The 19332-nt window shown below is 65.2% G+C and carries 19 protein-coding genes and 1 tRNA gene; 13 read left to right on the forward strand and 7 right to left on the reverse strand.

Annotated elements, in window-relative coordinates:
- The first annotated feature begins 41 nt into the window (after positions 1-41).
- The 4 genes from M673_RS04200 (at position 42) to M673_RS04215 (ending at position 3552) form a co-directional block, all read left to right on the forward strand.
- Entirely contained in the window at positions 42-740 is a 699-nt protein-coding gene (locus M673_RS04200) for an amino acid ABC transporter permease (protein ID WP_061973839.1), read from the forward strand.
- 47 nt (positions 741-787) lie between these two features.
- Positions 788-1456, forward strand: a complete 669-nt coding sequence (locus tag M673_RS04205) for a GntR family transcriptional regulator (RefSeq protein WP_061973841.1) — start codon at positions 788-790, stop codon at positions 1454-1456.
- Positions 1453-2238, forward strand: a complete 786-nt coding sequence (locus M673_RS04210; protein ID WP_061973842.1) for an amino acid ABC transporter ATP-binding protein — start codon at positions 1453-1455, stop codon at positions 2236-2238. Before M673_RS04205 ends, M673_RS04210 begins: the two co-directional genes overlap by 4 nt.
- Before the next feature lie 150 nt (positions 2239-2388).
- Entirely contained in the window at positions 2389-3552 is a 1164-nt protein-coding gene (locus M673_RS04215; protein ID WP_061973844.1) for a mandelate racemase/muconate lactonizing enzyme family protein, read from the forward strand.
- 881 nt (positions 3553-4433) lie between these two features.
- On the opposite strand, the gene M673_RS04220 is transcribed toward M673_RS04215, so the two are convergent.
- Complete coding sequence (locus tag M673_RS04220; RefSeq protein WP_061973846.1) at positions 4434-5363, reverse strand: LysR family transcriptional regulator; 930 nt, start codon at positions 5361-5363, stop codon at positions 4434-4436.
- A gap of 89 nt (positions 5364-5452) precedes the next feature.
- Here M673_RS04220 and M673_RS04225 point away from each other — a divergent pair, with 89 nt between their 5' ends.
- Positions 5453-6487 (forward strand): NADP-dependent oxidoreductase, encoded by a 1035-nt coding sequence (locus M673_RS04225; RefSeq protein ID WP_061973848.1) that lies wholly within the window; start codon positions 5453-5455, stop codon positions 6485-6487.
- Positions 6488-7090: 603 nt separating this feature from the next.
- On the opposite strand, the gene M673_RS04230 is transcribed toward M673_RS04225, so the two are convergent.
- The 4 genes from M673_RS04230 to M673_RS04245 form a co-directional block, all read right to left on the reverse strand.
- Positions 7091-8242: an alpha/beta hydrolase fold domain-containing protein gene (locus M673_RS04230; protein WP_202814305.1), complete on the reverse strand. Its 1152-nt coding sequence runs from the start codon at positions 8240-8242 to the stop codon at positions 7091-7093.
- 44 nt (positions 8243-8286) lie between these two features.
- Complete coding sequence (locus M673_RS23520) at positions 8287-8826, reverse strand: DUF4142 domain-containing protein (RefSeq protein ID WP_187301295.1); 540 nt, start codon at positions 8824-8826, stop codon at positions 8287-8289.
- 217 nt (positions 8827-9043) lie between these two features.
- Positions 9044-10003: an AraC family transcriptional regulator gene (locus M673_RS04240; protein WP_061973852.1), complete on the reverse strand. Its 960-nt coding sequence runs from the start codon at positions 10001-10003 to the stop codon at positions 9044-9046.
- A 529-nt stretch (positions 10004-10532) separates the two neighbouring features.
- Positions 10533-10622: transfer RNA gene (locus M673_RS04245), tRNA-Ser, on the reverse strand.
- Positions 10623-10971: 349 nt separating this feature from the next.
- Between M673_RS04245 and M673_RS04250 the strand changes: the two genes are divergently transcribed.
- The 4 genes from M673_RS04250 to M673_RS04265 all read left to right on the forward strand — a co-directional run bounded on the left by M673_RS04250 (position 10972) and on the right by M673_RS04265 (position 14392).
- Entirely contained in the window at positions 10972-11304 is a 333-nt protein-coding gene (locus M673_RS04250) for a hypothetical protein (RefSeq protein ID WP_061973854.1), read from the forward strand.
- Positions 11305-11307: 3 nt separating this feature from the next.
- Positions 11308-11976 carry a peptide-methionine (S)-S-oxide reductase MsrA gene (gene msrA, locus M673_RS04255; RefSeq protein WP_061973856.1) on the forward strand — a complete coding sequence of 223 codons (669 nt, stop codon included), beginning with the start codon at positions 11308-11310 and terminating at the stop codon, positions 11974-11976.
- A 343-nt stretch (positions 11977-12319) separates the two neighbouring features.
- Complete coding sequence (locus M673_RS04260) at positions 12320-13318, forward strand: BMP family lipoprotein (RefSeq protein ID WP_061973857.1); 999 nt, start codon at positions 12320-12322, stop codon at positions 13316-13318.
- A 135-nt stretch (positions 13319-13453) separates the two neighbouring features.
- On the forward strand, positions 13454-14392 hold the full coding sequence (locus M673_RS04265; protein WP_061973859.1) for a nucleoside hydrolase: 939 nt from the start codon (positions 13454-13456) through the stop codon (positions 14390-14392).
- Positions 14393-14428: 36 nt separating this feature from the next.
- Here M673_RS04265 and M673_RS04270 read toward each other — a convergent pair whose 3' ends face one another.
- The gene (locus M673_RS04270; protein WP_061973862.1) at positions 14429-14638 is read right to left on the reverse strand and encodes a SlyX family protein; all 210 of its coding nucleotides are present in this window, start codon (positions 14636-14638) and stop codon (positions 14429-14431) included.
- Positions 14635-15087, reverse strand: a complete 453-nt coding sequence (locus M673_RS04275) for an acyl-CoA thioesterase (protein ID WP_061973864.1) — start codon at positions 15085-15087, stop codon at positions 14635-14637. Before M673_RS04275 ends, M673_RS04270 begins: the two co-directional genes overlap by 4 nt.
- Before the next feature lie 166 nt (positions 15088-15253).
- Between M673_RS04275 and M673_RS04280 the strand changes: the two genes are divergently transcribed.
- Genes M673_RS04280 through M673_RS04295 form a run of 4 tightly spaced genes read left to right on the forward strand, consistent with a single transcriptional unit; the run spans position 15254 to position 19330 of the window.
- Positions 15254-16783 (forward strand): ABC transporter ATP-binding protein, encoded by a 1530-nt coding sequence (locus M673_RS04280; RefSeq protein ID WP_061973865.1) that lies wholly within the window; start codon positions 15254-15256, stop codon positions 16781-16783.
- A complete protein-coding gene (locus M673_RS04285; protein ID WP_061973867.1) occupies positions 16780-17229 on the forward strand; it encodes a VOC family protein in 450 nt (149 codons plus the stop codon). Before M673_RS04280 ends, M673_RS04285 begins: the two co-directional genes overlap by 4 nt.
- Positions 17226-18362 (forward strand): ABC transporter permease, encoded by a 1137-nt coding sequence (locus M673_RS04290; protein WP_061973869.1) that lies wholly within the window; start codon positions 17226-17228, stop codon positions 18360-18362. The genes M673_RS04285 and M673_RS04290 overlap by 4 nt, the downstream gene beginning before the upstream one ends.
- The gene (locus M673_RS04295) at positions 18362-19330 is read left to right on the forward strand and encodes an ABC transporter permease (protein ID WP_061973871.1); all 969 of its coding nucleotides are present in this window, start codon (positions 18362-18364) and stop codon (positions 19328-19330) included. The genes M673_RS04290 and M673_RS04295 overlap by 1 nt, the downstream gene beginning before the upstream one ends.
- Positions 19331-19332 lie beyond the last annotated feature (2 nt).

Genomic DNA, 19332 nt, shown 5'->3' on the forward strand with positions numbered 1-19332 from the left:
TCGACCGACGGTTCGTCGTCGGCCGCTGCGGAGCTTTCCCCATGAATTTCGACGCTGCTTATTTCTGGAGCCTCCTGTTCTCGACGACCTTCGTGGAGCCTGCGCTGACGGTGGTCTGGATCGCGGCGGTCTCCATGGTGATCGGCACCCTGATCGGAACGCTCGGCGGTATCGTCCTGACGTCACCCTTGCCGATCCTGCGCCGGATCGTCAGCGGATACGTCATGACGATCCGGGGCATTCCGGTGCTCGTGCAGATCGTGTTCTGGTACAACGGGCTTCCGGCGCTGACGGGTGGGGCGATCAACCTTCCGGCGGTGGCGGCCGGCATCATCGCGCTCGGCATCAACGAAGGCGCCTATATGTCGGAGATCGTGCGGTCCGGGATTCAGTCCGTGGAACGCGGCCAGCGGGAAGCCTCGCAAGCGCTCAGCCTCGGCTACCGGTCGATGATGACGAAGGTGATCCTGCCCCAAGCGGTGCGGATCGCCATTCCACCCGCAGGCAATCAGGTCATCAACCTCATCAAGAACACTTCGCTCCTGTTCACGATCGCGATTCCCGAAATCTTCGCGACGGGCACCAACCTGTTCAGCATGAACTTCAAGTATTTCGAGGTCATCGCCGTCGTCGCCATCTGGTATCTCGGGCTTGCGCTTCTCTACGGCCTCCTGCAGCGCGCAATGGAGCGGCACTTCAGCCGGGGCCGGGTCGGCCTCTTCTCGGGCAACGCGGCATGAGAGTTCCGATGGCTACGCGCCCCATCCAGCATATCGAGGAAGGCTAGATGGCGCTCAGTACGCTCAAGCGCCAACCCGCCGAGCAACTGGCGGCCGACGCGCTCAAGGAGGAGATTCTGACCGGCGCCTTGAAGCCGGGCGACAGGCTGACGGAGGCAAGCCTCGCCGATCAGTTCGGCGTGTCGCGCGGCACAGTGCGCATCGCGCTCCACCAGTTGAGCTCCGCTGGGCTGGTCGTCTTGACGCCCTACACCGGATGGTCGGTCGCGAGCTTCGAGCCGCACGACCTGTGGGAAATCTACACCTTGCGCGCGGGGCTTGAATCGACGGCGGCCCGGCTGGCGGCGGACCGGTTGGATGCGGCGGGTGCCGCCCGACTGGAGGCGATCGCCAAGGACTTCTTCGCCGCCGCGCTCGGGTCTGCCGACGTCTCGGAGGTGAAGCGCAAGGACTTCGCGTTCCATCGCTGCATCGTCGAGCTTTCCGGCAACGGACGGATCGAGCATCACTACCGACTGGTCGAGCAGCAGGTGCGCATGTTCATCAGTTCAACCTACCGCGCCGATCACGGGACCATCATCGTGGAGCATCACCGGCCGATCGCGGAGGCGATCCTTCGGCGCGACGCCGACCTCGCGGCCAGACTGTGCGAGGAGCACTGCACGAGCGAAGGCGAGCGTCTTCTCCGCCTTCCGGGCATGGAGAAATCGTTATGAGCCAGTTCGCGAACACCGCGACGCCACGGCCGGCTGTTGCGCCAGACGCACGTGAAGGCGTGATCACCCTGCGAGGCGTCAACAAGTCCTACGGCACCAATCACATTCTGAAGGATGTATCGCTGACGGTACGAGGCGGCGAGAAGATCGTCATCTGCGGGCCGTCCGGGTCGGGCAAGTCGACCCTCATCCGCTGCATCAACGGGCTTGAGCGGCACGAAAGCGGCGACATCCATGTCGAAGGCGTCAAGCTGGCCGACAAGACCCTGCGCCACATCCGGCGCGAGGTCGGAATGGTGTTCCAGTCGTTCAATCTCTTTCCGCACCTGACGATCTTGGAAAACTGCATGCTGGCGCCGATGGAGTCGCGCAAGCTCTCCCGCAGGGACGCCGAGGCGCGCAGCCTCGATTATCTCGGCCGCGTCCACATTGCCGAGCAGGCGCACAAGTTTCCCGTGCAGCTTTCCGGTGGCCAGCAGCAGCGGGCCGCCATCGCGCGAGCCCTGTGCATGCAGCCGCGCATCATGCTGTTCGACGAGCCCACCTCGGCGCTCGACCCGGAGATGATCTCCGAGGTTCTCGACACGATGACCGAACTCGCCGCTTCCGGCATGACCATGATGGTCGTCACACACGAGATGGGCTTTGCGCAGAAGATCGCCGACCGCGTCGTTTTCATGGACGCGGGGCGCATCGCCGAGGAAGGCCCGCCGGCGGAAATCTTCCAGACGCCGAAATCGGACCGCCTGTCGCTGTTCCTCCGACGGGTGCTCACGCACTGAGACCAAAGCACGGGGTCTGCCCGGGCGCCGACATCATCCGAAAGACCGGATGCTCCTTCCCTCGACTGAACTCCTCGACCGGCGGCAAGGGAGCGTGCGTACCGATCACGCGACGCCAGCGCGCGCGGTGACGAAGAAAGAGGCTATGCCATGCTTGCAATCGAAACGATGCGCGTCTTTAACATCCGTGGCGGGGGGCTGCATCCCGTCATCGTGGAGCTGAAAACCAAGGACGGCATCACAGGCTACGGCGAAGCCGCCGTCGCCTACGGCCTGGGTGCGAACTCGGTTGCGGGCATGCTCTCGGACCTCGCACCCAAGGTGATCGGTGCGGACGCGACCTACCCCCGCCATTTCTGGCACGAAATCTACGACAACTCTTTCTGGGCGAAGGGCGGCGGCGCCATCGTCTTCGCCGCTCTCAGCGCTATCGACCACGCTCTGTGGGACATCAAGGCGAAGGCGCTCGGCGTACCGGTCTACGACCTGTTCGGCGCCAGGTTCGAGAGCACGATCGAAGTCTATGCCAATGGCTGGAACACCAAGCACGACGACGTTCTGGAGTGGGCGAAGGCAGCCGAACGCCCGCTTTCCGAGGGCTATCGGATCCTGAAGTGCTATCCGCTCGCCACGGAGGCAAAGGGCTCGACGCTGCGCCATGTGCAGCGCCGTCAGCTCAGCGACGAGGCGTTCAAGCGAGCCATCGACCGGGTCAAGACCCTGCGAAAGGTCGTGGGGCCGGATGTGGGGCTGATGCTCGACCTTTCGGGCGGCCTCAACAACGACCAGCTCATCCGCTTCATGGCGGTTTGCGCCGAACTGGACCTCGTTTGGGTGGAGGAGCCTCTCGATCCCTTCGACTTTCAGGGGCTTCGCGACCTGAAGGGGCGCTGGCCGGTTCCCATCGCCGCCGGAGAGCGCATCTACACGCGCAGCGGGTTCCGCAATCTGTTGGAGACGGGCGGCGTGGACATCATCATGCCCGACATCGGCAATTGCGGCGGCATGTTCGAACTCGTGCAGATCGCCGCCATGGCGGAAGCCTACAACGCGCGCGTCTCCGTCCACAACTGCGCCAGCTCGCTCTGCACCGCCATCTCGATGCAGGCGGTGGCGGCGACAGCGATGGCCATGCCGCTCGAGACCTACCCCTATTTTTCCGACGCGAACGACTACGTCCAGGTCCTCAAGAACCCTCCGGAAAAGGCCATCGTCAACGGCAAGCTTGCGCTCCCTACGACGCCCGGCATGGGGGCAGAGATCGACCTCGACGCGATTGCGCCGTTCTGCGCCTTTGATTCGTCTGACAGCTAACCCACCGCCGTTGTGGGCTTCCATCGCAATCGAATTCGAAGCCAGCACGCCGTTCGTAAAGTACGGCGTGCTTGCGGTAGTCATCTGTGCCAATCGCCGGCTCGCAATGCCACAGCACGTGTTGCGCGCTCTACTTCCTCCTTTATCTCTCAAGTCCGGTTTTGCGCTTCTCCTACCGAAAGCAGAACGTCGGGAAACCACTTTTCTTTGCCATCCCCCGACCCGAATGAATTGGCCGAAAGCCGACCGGCGGCTTTCGGAGTGATCGAGCGAAAAGCTGCGATTCCACAAACGACCGTTTGCTGGGCATTTTCAACGCCGAGCGGCATCTCAAACCGGACCTTAGACAAGGGTGCCAAGGATAATCGCCTTCGGGTCATGCAATCCCCAAAAGTGATGGGCCGCGCCATCCCTCGGCTCGAAGGCGGAGCGTGATCTTCGGCACGAACGCCAACAGGATCTCACAGTCTTGATCGCGAGCGCACAACACCTCGCCTGCGACGGGCTCCAGGTCCCCGATCGTCGCGCCGAACCGCACCGTGTAATGCGATGGTCGGCCTTCGACCGATGCCACTTCCTGGGCGAAAGCCGGCGGCGATGTGAACAGCGCGGTCGAGACCATGATCGAAACTAGTGTTGGTCGCAGCAAAGGGGGCCCAGCCTGATCGATTGGTGTCAATCGACATTGCCAAAGAGAAGTGTCCGCTTCCACCAGCATCCATTCCAGAAGAAGACCGACCGCTAACCACCCTCCCATGCCTTCCAGTCGGTTTCAGATACGGGCCGATTGACGCTTCCAACGCGGGCACCGGGGACGGATCGCGGCTGAAATGACCCTTCCAAGACATTCTTGCGCCAGGCACCGAACGCGGAAGCCGACATCACACGCCTGCACCTGGCATCCGGTCCCGGCATGCGTGCTGCAGCAGTGACAGGAACGCGCGCACGGCCGGGTTGGCGCGACGACTGCTCGGCCACAGCGCGGTAATGTCGTCGCGCTCCACAGCATAGTCGGCCAGAACCGGGACCAGTTCGCCGCGGGCGACCCGGGATGCGACGACGAAGGTAGCGGCCATCCCGATGCCCCCACCCGCCACCAACATCGCCACCAGCGCCTCGCTTGCATCCGACGACACGCTCGATGCCGGTGTCAGGTCTCGCGTTCCCTCCGTCGTCTGAAAGCGCCAGCGCAGGACTTGGCCGGTGCTCTGGTAGCGCAGAACCACCGTCTCGTGACCGGCCAATTCGTCGGGATGCTGCGGCGCGCCGCGCGCGGCGAGATAGCTCGGGGAGGCGAAGCAGCAGAGACGATAGGGTGCCAATCGACGCGACAGAAGGCGCGTGTCCGGCAGTTCCCCGATGCGAACGGCGACGTCGATGCCGTCCTCGATAATGTCGACCATCTGGTCGCTGAGCCGCAGATCGACACTCACCTTCGGATGCGCTCGGCGGAAGGCCGGCAACAACGGCGCGATCACGTGAACCCCGATCGGCAAGGACGCCGCGATCCGCAAAGGACCGGACGGTTCCGAGCGCGTCGCTGCCGCGGCCTGCCCGATCTCCTCGGCATCGCGGAGCAAGCTGACGGCCCGCTCATGGAGGGCTTGGCCCTCGCTGGTGAGGCGCAGAGAGCGGGTGGTTCGGGTGAAGAGCGGAACACCGAGCTGCGTTTCCAGCCGCTGGACACTCTTGCTGACCGCCGAGGGGGAAACCGACAGGGATCGGGCTGCCGCCGCGAAGCTGCCGAGCGAGCCGGCCCGTGCAAAGGCTGCCAGCCCGGTCAGTCGCTCGAGTACCATTGGTTCCTTCATGGCACGATTGAACCGCCACGTGACCCGGTAATCAACCCCTCGCGGTCTTGCTACATCCGTCCTTGTTCCACCGTCGAACGGAGACAGTCATGAGCGATACGATGAAGGCGGTCCGCCTCCATGCGTTCGGAGCACCCGAGGTGCTGCGCTACGAGGATGCGCCGAGGCCCGAGCCGGGGCCGGGCGAAATTCTGGTGCGTGTTCACGCCATCGGCCTCAACCCGCCCGACTGGTACCTGCGCGAGGGCTACCGGTCCCTGCCGCCGGAATGGCAGCCCCATCCCGTTTTCCCCTTGATCCTCGGCTCCGATGTCTCAGGCACGGTCGAGCGGCTGGGCACTGGCGTGACGGAGTTCACCGTGGGCGACGAGGTCTACGCGATGGTGCGCTTTCCCGACGACGTGATGGAGGGCGGAAAAGCCTATGCCGAGTTCGTCAGCGTGCCCGTCTCCGATCTGGCGCCCAAGCCCGTCGGGCTCGACCATGCGCAGGCGGCGGCCGCGCCTATGTCGCTTTTGACGGCCTGGCAGTTCCTGATCGATCTCGGGCACGAGGCGCCCAACCCGTTCCAGCCGACCCCGCACCTGCCCCGACCGCTCGCCGGACAGACGGTGCTGGTGAACGGCGCAGGCGGGGGCGTCGGACACCTGGCGGTGCAGTTGGCCCGGTGGAAGGGTGCCCACGTCATCGCCGTCGCGTCGGGCAAAAACGAGACGCTCCTGCTGGAGCTCGGTGCCGATCAGTTCATCGATTACACCCAGGTTGCGGCCGACGACGTCGTTCGCGGCGTGGATATCGTGCTCGATTGCGTCGGCAAGGATGCGCCTCGCTTCCTCAAGGTTCTGAAACCGGGCGGCGCCCTGTTTCAGGTGTTTCCGTTGGGCTTCGAGGGGCAAGACGCGGCGGATCGCCTCGGCATCACGGTTTCGGCGACACAGGTCCGCTCCAGCGGCGCGCAGCTGCGGGACGTCGCTCCGCTTCTGTCCAACGGAACCCTTCGCGTCGTGATCGACAGCCGCTTTCCTCTTGCGCAAGCCCATCGCGCGCACGAGCGCGCCGAGCGGGGCAGCATCCAGGGCAAGATCGTTCTAACGGTCGAGGATGAGGCGACGGACGGTGCCTGACAATGCTGATCGTGACCGCGATAGGTGACACTTGGCACCATTCAGAAAGTCGTCCAGCGCCACTTGCTGAGATGGTGTTCTCGGAATGAGCAATGTGCTTGAATTCCGCCAGTTGTCGGATCCTTGGTTCTTCACGGCCTAGCGATTTGAAGAGCATAGAGAGACATTGGAGGGTCGCGTCGGGTTTGGAATGTGCGGACTTGGAGGCTATCAGCATTACTTGTCCAAAAGCTGCTGGTCCGCTTTCGACCCTGTTATGTCGTCTAGATTGCTCCTGACTTGGATGGAAACCGGAATGACAGCTTTCAGCCGATTGCATCGGATAACCGCCGTTCCCCCTCCGCTCGATGCTCAGCCGCTGGTGAGCTAGTTCGTTGCGGCAATGACGAAGCGTGCGGCGCTGGCATGGCGTAGCGACCCGTCTGATTTGCCAACTCTCGGCAGGTTCGTGTCGCGATTGCGACAGTGTTGCGGCTGCGTCCGGTCATGCCCGCCGTCGTTAACGCCTCGGCCAGCCTTGGCAATAGGTTGCGGTTCATAGAAAGAAAGGCACCGGGACACATGATCCCGATGCCTGTGACGCAGTTCTTTCGACCGTTCGTTTTATTCAACCTTGGTTCCGAACGCTTCCTTCAAGTCCTTCACGGCGAAGTCCTGTGCTCGCTTGGCATCGTCCAGCACGGCGTCCATGCCGAAGAACTCGTGGGTGACGCCCTCGTTGTTCTGGTAGGTCGTCCTAACGCCAGCGGCCGCGAGCTTCTCGGACAGCATCTTGCCTTCCGACATGAGCGGGTCGATCTCGGCGGTGATGACCGTCGCCGGCGGCAGGCCCTTCAGGTCGGCCAACGTGGTCAGGTTCAGCATGGGGCTCTTGGCGTCCTCGGGCTTGCCGAGGGTCTTGTCGACGAACCAGCCCATCGCCCCCTTCGACAGCGGCATGGCGTTCTGGTTGGCAATGTAGGACGGCGTGGTCATATCGGTGCCCGCCACGGGGTAGACAAGCAGCATGTGCAGCGGCGCTTGGACCTTCTGGTCCCGTGCCATGATGGCGACATTGGCAGCAAGATTGCCCCCAGCGCTTTCGCCCGCGACCGCCAGCTTCTTCGGATCACCGCCGAACTCACTGGCATGCTCCGTCACCCATTTGTAGGCTGCGAAGGAGTCCTCGTGCGCCGCCGGGAACTTGTTCTCCGGCGCATGCCGGTATTCCACGCTGGCGACGATGGCGCCGGTCTTCTTGGCCAGCGCCATGGCAGACGACTCGTAGGTGTCGATGTTCGCGATAACCCAGCCGCCGCCGTGATAATAGACGATCACCGGCAACGGACCCGATCCGGCGTCTTCCGGCGTATAGATGCGGATCGGCTGCGTGCCATCCGCGATCGGGTAGGTCATGTCCTTCTTGGACACCTTCATGGCGGCCATCAGGGCCATCGGATCCTTACCCTGATCCTTGAGGACAGCCTTCACGGCATCGGCCGGGGTCGGCTGCGTGCGTGCCTCTTCGACGGTGCGGGACTCGATCGGCTTGACGCCAAGCTCCTGCAACTTCTTGAGCACGAGGGCCATGTCCTCCTGGTCAGCACGCTTCATCGTGCCGCTGTCCGGGCTTTCGGCGACCGACGGCTTGTCCGACATAGCGGCGTCGGCGGCTTTCTCGGCCGTCGCACCCTGCGCCATTGCCAGCGGTGACGTCATCACGACGCCGGCCAGGAGGCCGAGCGCGAGGGCGGATTTGGTGTTGATCGACATCATGGATTGATACTCGCAATCGAGGACGGGAAAAGGACGGTGCGGCGTTAAGCCTTCAACTCGCCCCTGATGCGTTTGCAGATCGCCACGTGCTCCTTGAAGACGGCCAGCATCAGCGACGCCAGATGGCGGCCTTGCTTGACGTCTGGATCGGTGCCGCCCGCCGTGTTGTGAAGAAAGGCGTCCGCGAGATCGCGGAGCTCTTCGTGGTTCTTGAGCTGCAACGCGATGTAGGCTTCGTCGAACGCGCGACCCTTCTCGGCGGTCTTCATCGTCTCGACCACCATCATGGTGTCGCCGTCCATCTTCGGCGCCATCGCACCAAGATCCTTCAGCACCATGTTCACCGTGATCGCTTCGCCGAGCTCGAAGCCGGCGAACTCCATCGTGTTCTTCTGGGTCGCCATGCCGACAGCGATCTGCGACGTCGCGAGCGAAAGCTCAGCCCGCGGAAGAACGCTGCCGTAGAAGTCCAACGGTGCTTTGAGATCCGTCGGCGGGATCATCGGAATGGCAGCAAACGCGCGGCTCGATAGGGTGGCTAGAGCGAGAGGGCTGGCCACGGCGACTGCGAGGCCTGTCAGCATGGATCGTCTGTCGGTGATCATCGGTCCGCTCCTGTTGATCGCTGGGAAGTCGGAAGGGGTGTTGCGTCCGTCATGGCGCCCCCATTTCATCCGACGTCGAAGGCTCAACAGTCGCTTTTCTACCGTGTTCCGCGACTCGCCTCGTTTTGGACGTCCGGCAACAGAATCTGGACGATGGAGCACCATTCGTTGCGGTTCTCGGTGAAAGCTGATCGCGTCAGGCGGGGTTCGACTGATCGACGGGCTCGGGTTCGGCCTCTTCCTGCCCGCCGAAGCGGCGATAGTTCGATGGCGCGACGGCGTACATCGCCTCGAAAGCCCGACTGAAAGCGCTCCTGCTGGCGTAGCCGATCGTGGTGGCGATGACCTTGACAGGAAGGTCGGTGCCTCCGAGCAAGCGGGCCGCGATACGCAGGCGAACCTGCTGCACGAATTCCATCGGACCCTGATGGAAGACGTCCGAGAACCGTTCGGCGAAGGCGGCCCGGCTCATGCCGGATAGCGTTGCCAGGCTTTCCACGGTGAAGGCCGCACCCGGGGTTTCCAGAATGGCGATCACCGCCGGCGCCAATTTGGGTTCTCGAAATGCCGTCATCAGGGGGGATGAGATCGCCTCGGCCGTCAGGTGTTGCCGGAGGAGAAGAATGAGGCACTGCTTCATGAGAACCTCCGTCATCGCCTGGGTTCCGACCCCGGGAGACGCGACCTCAGCAAGCATCAGCTCGAAGGAGGCTTGGAGGATGGCGTTGGCAGCGAAATCTTCGACGATCGGTCCCTGAAACAGCTCGAACAAACCGAGGGCGCCCGTATGGGTGTCCGCGATCTGGCCGCAGACGAGAAGCGTGTCGGGACTGCCATCTCCCGCCGTGAACCTCACGAGCCCGTCAGCATGCAGGGCGCAATGATCCTCGGCGCGAGCCTCCCCAACGAAATCGTCTGCTTCGCCGAGCACATGCCGTTGTCGAGACGGAACGATGATGATGCTGTGCGGGGAGAAGGACTGCCAGGGACCGTCCCCGACTTGTAGGCTTCCGCTTCCCCGCAGGACATAGTGGATCGTGATGGCGTCGAACGGACTGAAATCCAGCCGCCAACCCTGTTGGATTCGGCAGACCGAGAAAGATCGAACCCTGACGGCAAGCGTGACAAGAAGGCGATCGAGGAGATCCGTCTGCATCGTCGCGTACCCCGCTGCTATAGTCCGACCTCTCTTAAGCGCCCTTCAAAGCAGGTTGTTGCAAATGTCGTTGGCTGGACAGAATCAACCCGAGTCTTGGTGATTGGCGACTGTCCACTTGATGCCGGCTGGCCGTGGGAGGCCGACAGTCCACCACAAAGAACTTCGCCGATGCGACGACGGAGCGGCTCGCGGGTTGGAGCAGCGTCGCGTCCGCTTCAAGGTGTTGGGAGAGCGACGTTGAAGGGCAGAGAAGGGTCGAAAGCTGAATGGCGGCTTTTCGCTTGATCACCCCGAAAGCGGACAGGCCGGTATCGGCCCAATGTGGCGTTGCTAACCGCGCGATAGGCTCCTGAATTCTAGGCTTGAGCCAAACCGAACCCGACTTTTGCCGAACGGAGAATAGAGTCAGTTTGAGGCCTGTGAGAAGGACTGTTTTGCTCTCCGAAGTGCGGATTGGCCTGTCCGAAGCGCGGAGCCGTCGGCGTTTGCGCTCGGTCGCAATCCGAAACTCGGAGAGAGGACTAGATGGCGGAGGGAGCGGGATTCGAACCCGCGATACGGTTTCCCGTATACACACTTTCCAGGCGTGCGCCTTCAACCACTCGGCCACCCCTCCGGATCGGACGCACCTACCTCGCGGGAGGCGGCGCTGCGGCGCCTTGGTTAGGGGCGTCTCTGGTCCGATGGGGCGCACTATCATTGGGAGGGGAAGGGTGGCAAGCCCTTTTGCGAGGATCGCGCGATCTATCCGGGCTCGCGCCAGCTTGGCGGCCTCGCTCCTGCCCGCGCCAGAGCCCCTGCGACGCACCGCGCCGCCCGGCCGCCATTGCGAGGGGCGGGAGGCAGCCCCATATTCCGCTTCATCGAGACGCAGCGAGACGGCTGGCGCCCGTGGACCTTGTTGTTGCTGGTGCGACCGGCCGGGGCGACGGGCGCGCGGGTCGCATGACGGGGAGGTCGGGTCCTTGCGGTTTCTTGCCTGGTGCCTGCGCGCGGCGGGGCTTCTCATTCTGGCGGCGGGCGTGGTGCTGGCGGTGGGCGATATCGCGCGCTCGCTTGCGTCGAGCCATGTGCGTCTCATGAGCATTTCCGAAACGCTCGCGGTCGCGGGCTGGAACACGCCGATCGAGAGCCCGCCCTCCGGCTCGGCCTTCACGGGCGGGGATCGCGGCCGGCTCATGACGGAGATCGGCCGGCAACCGGCCTCGGTGGTCCTGGGGATCGCCGGAATTGTCTTTCTCGCCGCCGGGCGCGCGCCACGCGCCGCCCGCTCGGGCGAGCCAACACGAAGGATCTGAGAGATGTTCGGTTTGAACCTTCTGAAGAAGACCAAGCTGCCCGCCGCCGAAGAGGCGCTGCCCGGCCGCTCGACGCCGATCCCGACGGCCGAGACGCATTTCGTCAACGGCGCGCCGCTGAAGGCCCCGTTCGGCGAGGGCGTCGAGACCGCGATCTTCGGCCTCGGCTGCTTCTGGGGCGCGGAGCGCAAGTTCTGGCAGACGCCCGGCGTGGTTTCCACGGCGGTCGGCTATGCCGCCGGCCTGACGCCGAACCCGACCTACGAGGAGGTCTGTTCGGGCCAGACCGGGCACAACGAGGTCGTGCTCGTCGCGTTCGATCCCAAGCGCGTGTCCCACGACGAACTGCTGGCCCTCTTCTTCGAGTCGCACAACCCGACGCAGGGCATGCGCCAGGGCAATGATATCGGCACGCAGTATCGCTCCGGCATCTACGTCACCAGCGAGGCGCAGCGCGAGGCGGCGGAGCGCGCCAAGGCGGCCTATGGGCAGGCTCTCGCCAAGGCCGGCCACCGCGATCCGATCACCACCGAGATTCTGGAGGCGCCGGAATTCTTTTATGCCGAGACCTACCACCAGCAGTATCTCGCCAAGAACCCGCGCGGCTATTGCGGCCTCGGCGGTACGGGCGTGAGCTGCCCGGTAGGATTGAACGCGGTCGCCGCCGAGTAAGGGCGTCCATGCCATTCCTCGGGTCGGAATGAGGTTTCCGACTGGAGGATCGGGACAGCCGACTCGCTGGAGGACATCGTTCCTCACGACCAATGGCGCTGCGTGGCCGGTGGTTGAATCGAAAAAGGCGCGGGGCTCGAAGGCCCTCGCGCCTTTTTTTGGGATATGGCGAGGCAGGGAAGTCGGCCGCAGGGCGCTGCGTTGAGGATATCTCCGCTTTTTTGCTGCGCGCGCCGACGCTTCGTGCCAGTTTCGCAAACTGGAATGAGCCTGGCGGACACAAGCCGGGCCGCGCCGCTCGGGGCCGCTCGCCCCGCCTCCTCAACAGGGACCCGCGACACTCATGAAGTCCATCCTCGCCGGCCTTCTCGCCGCTTGCCTCGCCGCCACGGCCGGCTCCGCCCTCGCTGCGGACCTGAAGCCCGCCGTGATCTTCGACCTCGGCGGCAAGTTCGACAAATCCTTCAACGAGGCCGCCTTCAACGGCGCCGAGCGTTTCAAGAAGGAATCGGGCACCGCCTATCGCGAGTTCGAGATGCAGAACGAGACGCAGCGCGAGCAGGTGCTGCGCCGCTTCGCACGCGACGGCAACTCGCCCATCATCGCCGTCGGCTTCGCCCAGCAGGCGGCGGTGACCAATGTCGCCAAGGAATATCCCAACCTCCAGTTCGCCATCATCGACACGGTGGTGGACCTGCCGAACGTGCGCTCGCTCCTCTTCAAGGAGGAGGAGGGCTCCTATCTCGTCGGCATGCTGGCGGCGATGAAGTCGCAGTCCGGTACGGTCGGCTTCGTCGGCGGCATGGACATTCCGCTGATCCGCAACTTCGCCTGCGGCTACAAGGGCGGCGTTCTGGCGGCCAAGAAGGACGCCAAGTATCTCGAGAACATGACGGGCACCACGGCGAGCGCCTGGAACGACCCCGTGCGCGGCGGCGAACTCGCCCGCTCGCAGATGTCGCAGGGCGCGGACGTGATCTTCCACGCCGCCGGCGGCACCGGCATCGGCGTGCTGCAGGCCGTGGCGGACGGCGGCAAGTTCGGCATCGGCGTCGACTCCAACCAGAACATGCTGCATCCCGGCCATGTCCTCACCTCCATGGTGAAGCGCGTCGACAACGCGGTGTACCAGACCTTCAACGACGCCAAGAACGGCACGTTCAAAGGCGGCACGGTAACGCTCGGCCTGAAGGAAGACGGCGTCGGCTATGCCGTGGACGACAACAACAAGGCGCTGCTGACCCCCGAGATGACGGCCGCCGTGGAAAAGGCCAAGGCCGACATCATCGCCGGCACGGTCAAGGTCCACAACTACAACACGGACAACGCCTGCCCCTATTGATCCCTATGGATTGAAGCGCGGTTCGCGGCCCGGGGCGTCCTGCTCCGGGCCGTTTTTCGTTTGAGCGGTCCGCATCTGGTCAAGCGGGGCCCGCCGGTGCTAGAGGCGCGGCTCGACAGCTGGGAAGGGCAGGCCATGCGCAAGGTGATCTTCGACACCGATCCGGGGCAGGACGACGCGGTGGCGATCCTCGCCGCGCTCGGCTCCCAGCAGGAGATCGAGGTGATCGGCATCTCGGCGGTGGCCGGCAACATTCCGCTGCACCACACCGTCAACAACGCGCTGCGCCTGATCGAACTGGCCGGCCGGCCGGACATTCCCGTCCATGCCGGGGCGGACCGGCCCTTCGCCCACGCTCTGGTGACGGCCGAGCATGTGCATGGCGAGACGGGCCTCGATGGGCCGGACCTGCCGCAGCCCGTGACGCGGGTGCGCGAGGGCCATTCGGTCGATTTCATCATCGACACGGTGCGCCGCCTGCCGGAAAAGACGGTGACGATCGCGGCGCTGGGGCCGCTCACCAACATCGCGCTCGCCTTTCTGAAGGCGCCCGACATCGCCCGGCGGCTGCAGGGCATCGTCCTGATGGGCGGGGCCTATTTCGAGGTCGGCAACGTCACGCCTACCGCCGAGTTCAACATCTATGTCGATCCCGACGCGGCCGGGGTCGTGTTCCGCTCGGGCGCCGAGATCACCGTTCTGCCGCTCGACGTCACCCATGGCATGCATGCGACGCCCGAGCGCATCGAGGCCTTCCGGCGCCTCGGCAACAAGGCGGGCGCGGCGGTGGCCGCCATGCTCAGCTTCTCGGAAACCTACGATCTCAAGAAGTTCGGCTGGGACGGCGCGCCGCTGCATGACCCTTGCGTCACCGCCTATCTCGTGGCGCCCGAGCTGTTCGAGGGACGGCGTGTGAACATCGAGGTGGAAACCGCGAGCGTGCTGACGCGCGGCATGACGGTGGTAGATTACTGGGGCGTCACCGACCGCGCGCCCAACGCTTTCTTCGTGCGGCGCGGCGACGCGGACGGCTTCTTCCGGCTCCTGGTGGAGCGCGTCGCGCGCCTGCCTTGAGCAGGGCGGGCCGTGGGGCGCTTGCGCCCCCTCGGCTCAATAGTGCGGCGGCTTGGTGATCTCGGGCCGGGGCGTCGCCACTTCTTCCAGCGCCAGGAAGCGCTCGGCCAGAACCTTCAGCGTCTTGCGCAGCCGGTCGATCTCGCCGCCCTGGCGCGCCATCTCGGCGGACAGCTCCTCGATCGTCCGGTTCTGGTGGGCGACCTGGATTTCCAGTTCCGTGATGCGCGGGTCGAGGGCGCTCATCGCACGATCCTTTCCAGAATGGCGCGCAGCCCATCCGGCAGCGGCACGGGGCGGCGCGTCTCGGCGCTCACATGCACATGCACGAAAACCCCTTCCGCGGCGGCGATGTCGTCCTCGTTGCGGAACAAGGCGATGTCGTAGGCGATCGAGGAAGAGCCGAGCCGCGCGATGCGAAGGCCCACCGTCACCCGGTCGGGAAAGCCGATCTCGGAAAAATAGCGGCAGCCCGTTTCTGCGACGAAGAGAAGCGTCTCGCCCGGGCTCGTCGGCAGGCCCTGTTGGAGGAGCCAGCTCGTCACCGCCGTGTCGAAGAACGTGTAGTAGGCCGCATTGTTCATGTGGCCATAGGCGTCGTTGTCAGACCAGCGGGTCGAGACCTCGATGAAGGCGGCGAACTCGGCGCGGCTGCGAGGGCGCGGTCGGGGCGGGCTCGGCTCGGAAGGGGACATGGGACTGGCTGGCTCCGGCTTTGAGGGTTCGTGCGGGGAGTGGCCCGCAACGGCTTCGGGTTCAAGCCGTTTTCTGAAGGAGGGCGCGCCCATCGAGTCGGCTGGCAATCGGGCGCGGGCCTCTCTAAACTCGCGCGCAATTGAAATTCGGGATCTCAGGACCGGCATGGCGCCAGCGATCGAACTGATCGGCATTTCCAAGAGCTTCGGCCCCGTGCGGGCCAACCGCGATATCAACATGCGGGTGGAAAAGGGCACGATCCACGGAATCGTCGGCGAGAACGGCGCGGGCAAGTCGACGCTCATGTCGATCCTCTACGGCTTCTATCAGGCCGACGAGGGCGAAATCCGGGTCAACGGCGCAAGCCTGACGATCCCCGATTCGAACGCCGCGATCGCCGCCGGCATCGGCATGGTGCACCAGCACTTCATGCTGGTGGAAAACTTCACGGTCATCGAAAACGTCATGCTGGGCGCCGAGCAGTCGGGCCTTCTGTCCTCCGGCATCCGCCGCGTGCGGGCCGAGCTCCTGCGGCTGGAGCGCGAGCATGGGCTCGCCATCGACCCAGACGCCGTGGTGGAGACGTTGCCCGTCGGCCTCCAGCAGCGGGTGGAAATCCTGAAGGCGCTCTATCGCGGCGCCGAGATCCTGATCCTGGACGAGCCGACCGGCGTGCTCACCCCGGCCGAGGCGGACCAGCTCTTCTCCGTGCTGCGCCACCTCAGGGACGAGGGGAAGACCGTCATCCTCATCACGCACAAGCTGCGCGAGATCCTGGCGGTGACGGACAATGTCTCCGTCATGCGGCGCGGCGAGATCGTGGCGACCGTCAAGACCAAGGAAACGTCGGCCCCGGAGCTCGCCGAGCTCATGGTCGGGCGCCGGGTTCTCCTCCGGGTCGAGAAAGGCGCGGCCGTCCCGCGCGAGCCGCTTCTGGAGGTCACCGACCTCACCGTGCGGGACGGGCGCGGCGTCGCCATGGTGGAGAACGTCTCCTTCCAGATCCGGGCGGGCGAGATCGTCGGCATCGCGGGCGTCGCCGGCAACGGCCAGTCCGAGCTTCTGGAGGCTCTGTCGGGCATCCACGCGGCCGAGCGCGGCACCGTGCGCCTGTGCGGGGAGACGCTGGACCTCAAGCGGGACATGGACCCGGCCATGCTGCGCACGCGCGGCATGGCGCATGTGCCGGAGGACCGGCACCATATGGGCCTCGTCCTGCCTTTCACCGAGGCCGAGAACGCCATTCTCGGCTATCACCGCGACCCCGCCTATGCGAAGGGCCCATTTCTCGACGTCGCCGCCATGCGCGCGGAAGCGCAGGCCAAGATCGCCGCCTACGACATCCGCCCGCCGTCTCCCGATCTCAGGACCGCCAATTTCTCCGGCGGCAACCAGCAGAAGGTCGTGCTGGCGCGCGAGATGGAGCGCGACCCGGCGGTTCTGCTCATCGGCCAGCCGACGCGCGGCGTCGATGTCGGAGCCATCGAGTTCATCCACAAGCGCATCATCGAGATGCGCGACGCCGGCAAGGCGGTTCTTCTCGTCTCGGTCGAGCTGGACGAGATCCGCGCCCTGTCCGACCGCATCCTCGTGATGTGCGCCGGCCGCATCGTCGGCGAGCGCGGCCCCGAAACCTCCGAAGGCGAACTCGGCCTGATGATGGCCGGCGAGACCGTGGCGGAGGCCGCGCAATGAAGGACGCCCGCATCACGCTGGTGACGCTGGGCGTCGCCGATCTCACGCGCTCGTCCCGTTTCTACGAGGCGCTGGGCTGGGCGCGGACGGACCAGGGCAACGAGAGCGTCGTGTTCCTGCAAGGCGAGGGGATCGTGCTCTCCCTGTTCGGGCTGGAGGATCTGGCCAAGGACGCCGATGTTCCGCTGGAGACGCTGCCGCGCTTTCGCGGGGTGACGCTGGCGATCAATCTGGCCGACGAGGCCGAGACCGACCGGTTCTTCGCCCTGGCGCTGGAGGCCGGCGGAACCGCCGTGAAGCCGCCGGAAAAGGTGTTCTGGGGCGGATATTCCGGCTATTTCGCCGATCCCGACGGGCATCTCTGGGAGATCGCCCACAATCCCTACTTCGCGCTCGACGCCGCCGGGCGGCTCGATCTCACCGCCCAGCCGAAGGACCCGGCATGAGCCGACCCTATACCAAGCTTCCCGCCTGGATCGACCATGGCGTCCTTCCGCTCGTCAACGTCGTGGTGGCCTTTCTGGTCGCCGGGCTCGTGGTGCTGGCCGTAGGCGAAAGCCCAGTGGAGGCCGCGCGCCTCATGCTGCGCGGCGCCTTCGGCTATGGCGAGGGCTTCGGCTTCACGCTCTACTACACCACCAACTTCATCCTGACGGGCCTCGCCGTCGCGGTCGCCTTCCATGGCGGCCTGTTCAACATCGGCGGCGAGGGGCAGGCCTATGTCGGGGGCCTCGGCGTCGCGCTGGTGGCGCTCAATTTCGGCTCCATCCTGCCCTGGTGGGTGAACCTGCCGCTTGCCGTCGTGGCGGCCGGCGCCTTCGGCGCGGCGTGGGCCTTCCTGCCCGGCTATCTCCAGGCCAAGCGCGGCAGCCATGTCGTCATCACCACGATCATGTTCAACTTCATCGCCTCGGCGCTGATGGTCTATCTCCTGGTCGGCCCGCTGCGCCCGCTCGGCACGATGCAGCCCGAAACGCGCCAGTTCGATCCGGGCGGGCAATTGCCCAAGCTCGGCGGCCTGTTCGAGAGTCTGGGCATGAGTCTGGGCGGTGCGCCGCTCAACGTCACCTTCTTCGTCGCGCTCCTGGCCGCGCTCTTCGTCTGGGTGCTGATCTGGCGCACGCGGCTCGGCTACGAAATCCGAACGCTGGGCTTCTCGCCCGCCGCCGCCCGCTATGCCGGCATGAAGGAGACGCGGCTCGTCGTCACCATCATGCTGATCTCCGGCGCGCTCGCCGGCATCATGGCGCTGAATTCGGTGATGGGCGACCAGTACCGGCTGCAGTTGAACTTTCCCGCCGGCGCCGGCTTCGTCGGCATTGCCGTGGCGCTCATGGGCCGGGGCCATCCGCTCGGCATCCTGCCGGCGGCCTTGCTCTTCGGCGTGCTCTACCAGGGCGGGGCGGAACTCGCCTTCGACATGCCCACCATCTCGCGCGACATGATCGTCATCATTCAAGGATTGGTGATCCTGTTTGCCGGCGCCTTGGAAAACATGCTGCGGCCCGGCGTCGGCCGGCTCTACGGCTTCGTGCGCCTGCCTCTGACCAAGCCCGTTCCCGCCGAGGAGGCCCGCTGATGGATATGCTCGGCCTTCTCAACCTCCTCGATTCCACCATCCGCCTGTCGACGCCGCTGCTCTTCGCCGCGCTGGCCGGCCTTTATTCCGAGCGCTCGGGCGTCTTCGACATCGGGCTGGAGGGCAAGATGCTGGCGGCGGCCTTTGCCTCCGCCGCCGTCGCCGCGCTTGCCGATTCCGCCTTCGCGGGGCTGGCGGCCGGCGTCGGCGTCGCCATCCTCTTCTCGCTCGTCCATGGACTCGCCTCGATCACCTATCGCGGCAACCAGATCGTCTCGGGCGTGGCGCTGAATTTCATCGCCTCGGGGCTGACCATCATCCTCGGCGCGGCCTGGTTCGGCCAGGGCGGCAACACGCCGACCCTTTCGGCCAACGGGCGCTTTCTCGACATCGCGCTGCCGGGCGCCGACGCCGTGCGCGACGTACCGGTGCTGGGCTTCGTCTATTCCGGCCTCCTGTCGGGCCAGAACCTCCTCGTCTATCTCGCCTTTCTCGCTGTGCCCTTCACCTGGTGGGTGCTCTACCGCACGCGCTTCGGCCTCCGGCTTCGGGCGGTCGGCGAGAATCCGGGCGCGGTGGACACGGCCGGCATTTCCGTCACCTGGCTGCGCTACCGCGCGGTCATCATCTGCGGCGTCTTGACCGGCATGGCCGGAACCTATCTCTCCATCGCCCAGTCCGCTGGCTTTGCCCGCGAGATGACGGCGGGGCGCGGCTATATCGCGCTGGCGGCGCTGATCTTCGCCAATTGGAAGCCGGTGCCGGTGATGCTGGCCTGCCTCCTGTTCGGCTTTCTCGACGCCGCCTCGATCCGCCTCCAGACCACGGCGCTGCCCCTGATCGGCCAGATCCCGCCGCAGTTCGTCCAGGCGCTGCCCTATATCCTGACGGTGATCCTGCTCGCCGGCTTCGTCGGCAAGTCGAGCCCGCCCAAGGCCGGCGGTGTGCCCTACGTGAAAGAGCGCTGACC

Source organism: Aureimonas sp. AU20 (genome assembly GCF_001442755.1).
GTDB lineage: Bacteria > Pseudomonadota > Alphaproteobacteria > Rhizobiales > Rhizobiaceae > Aureimonas.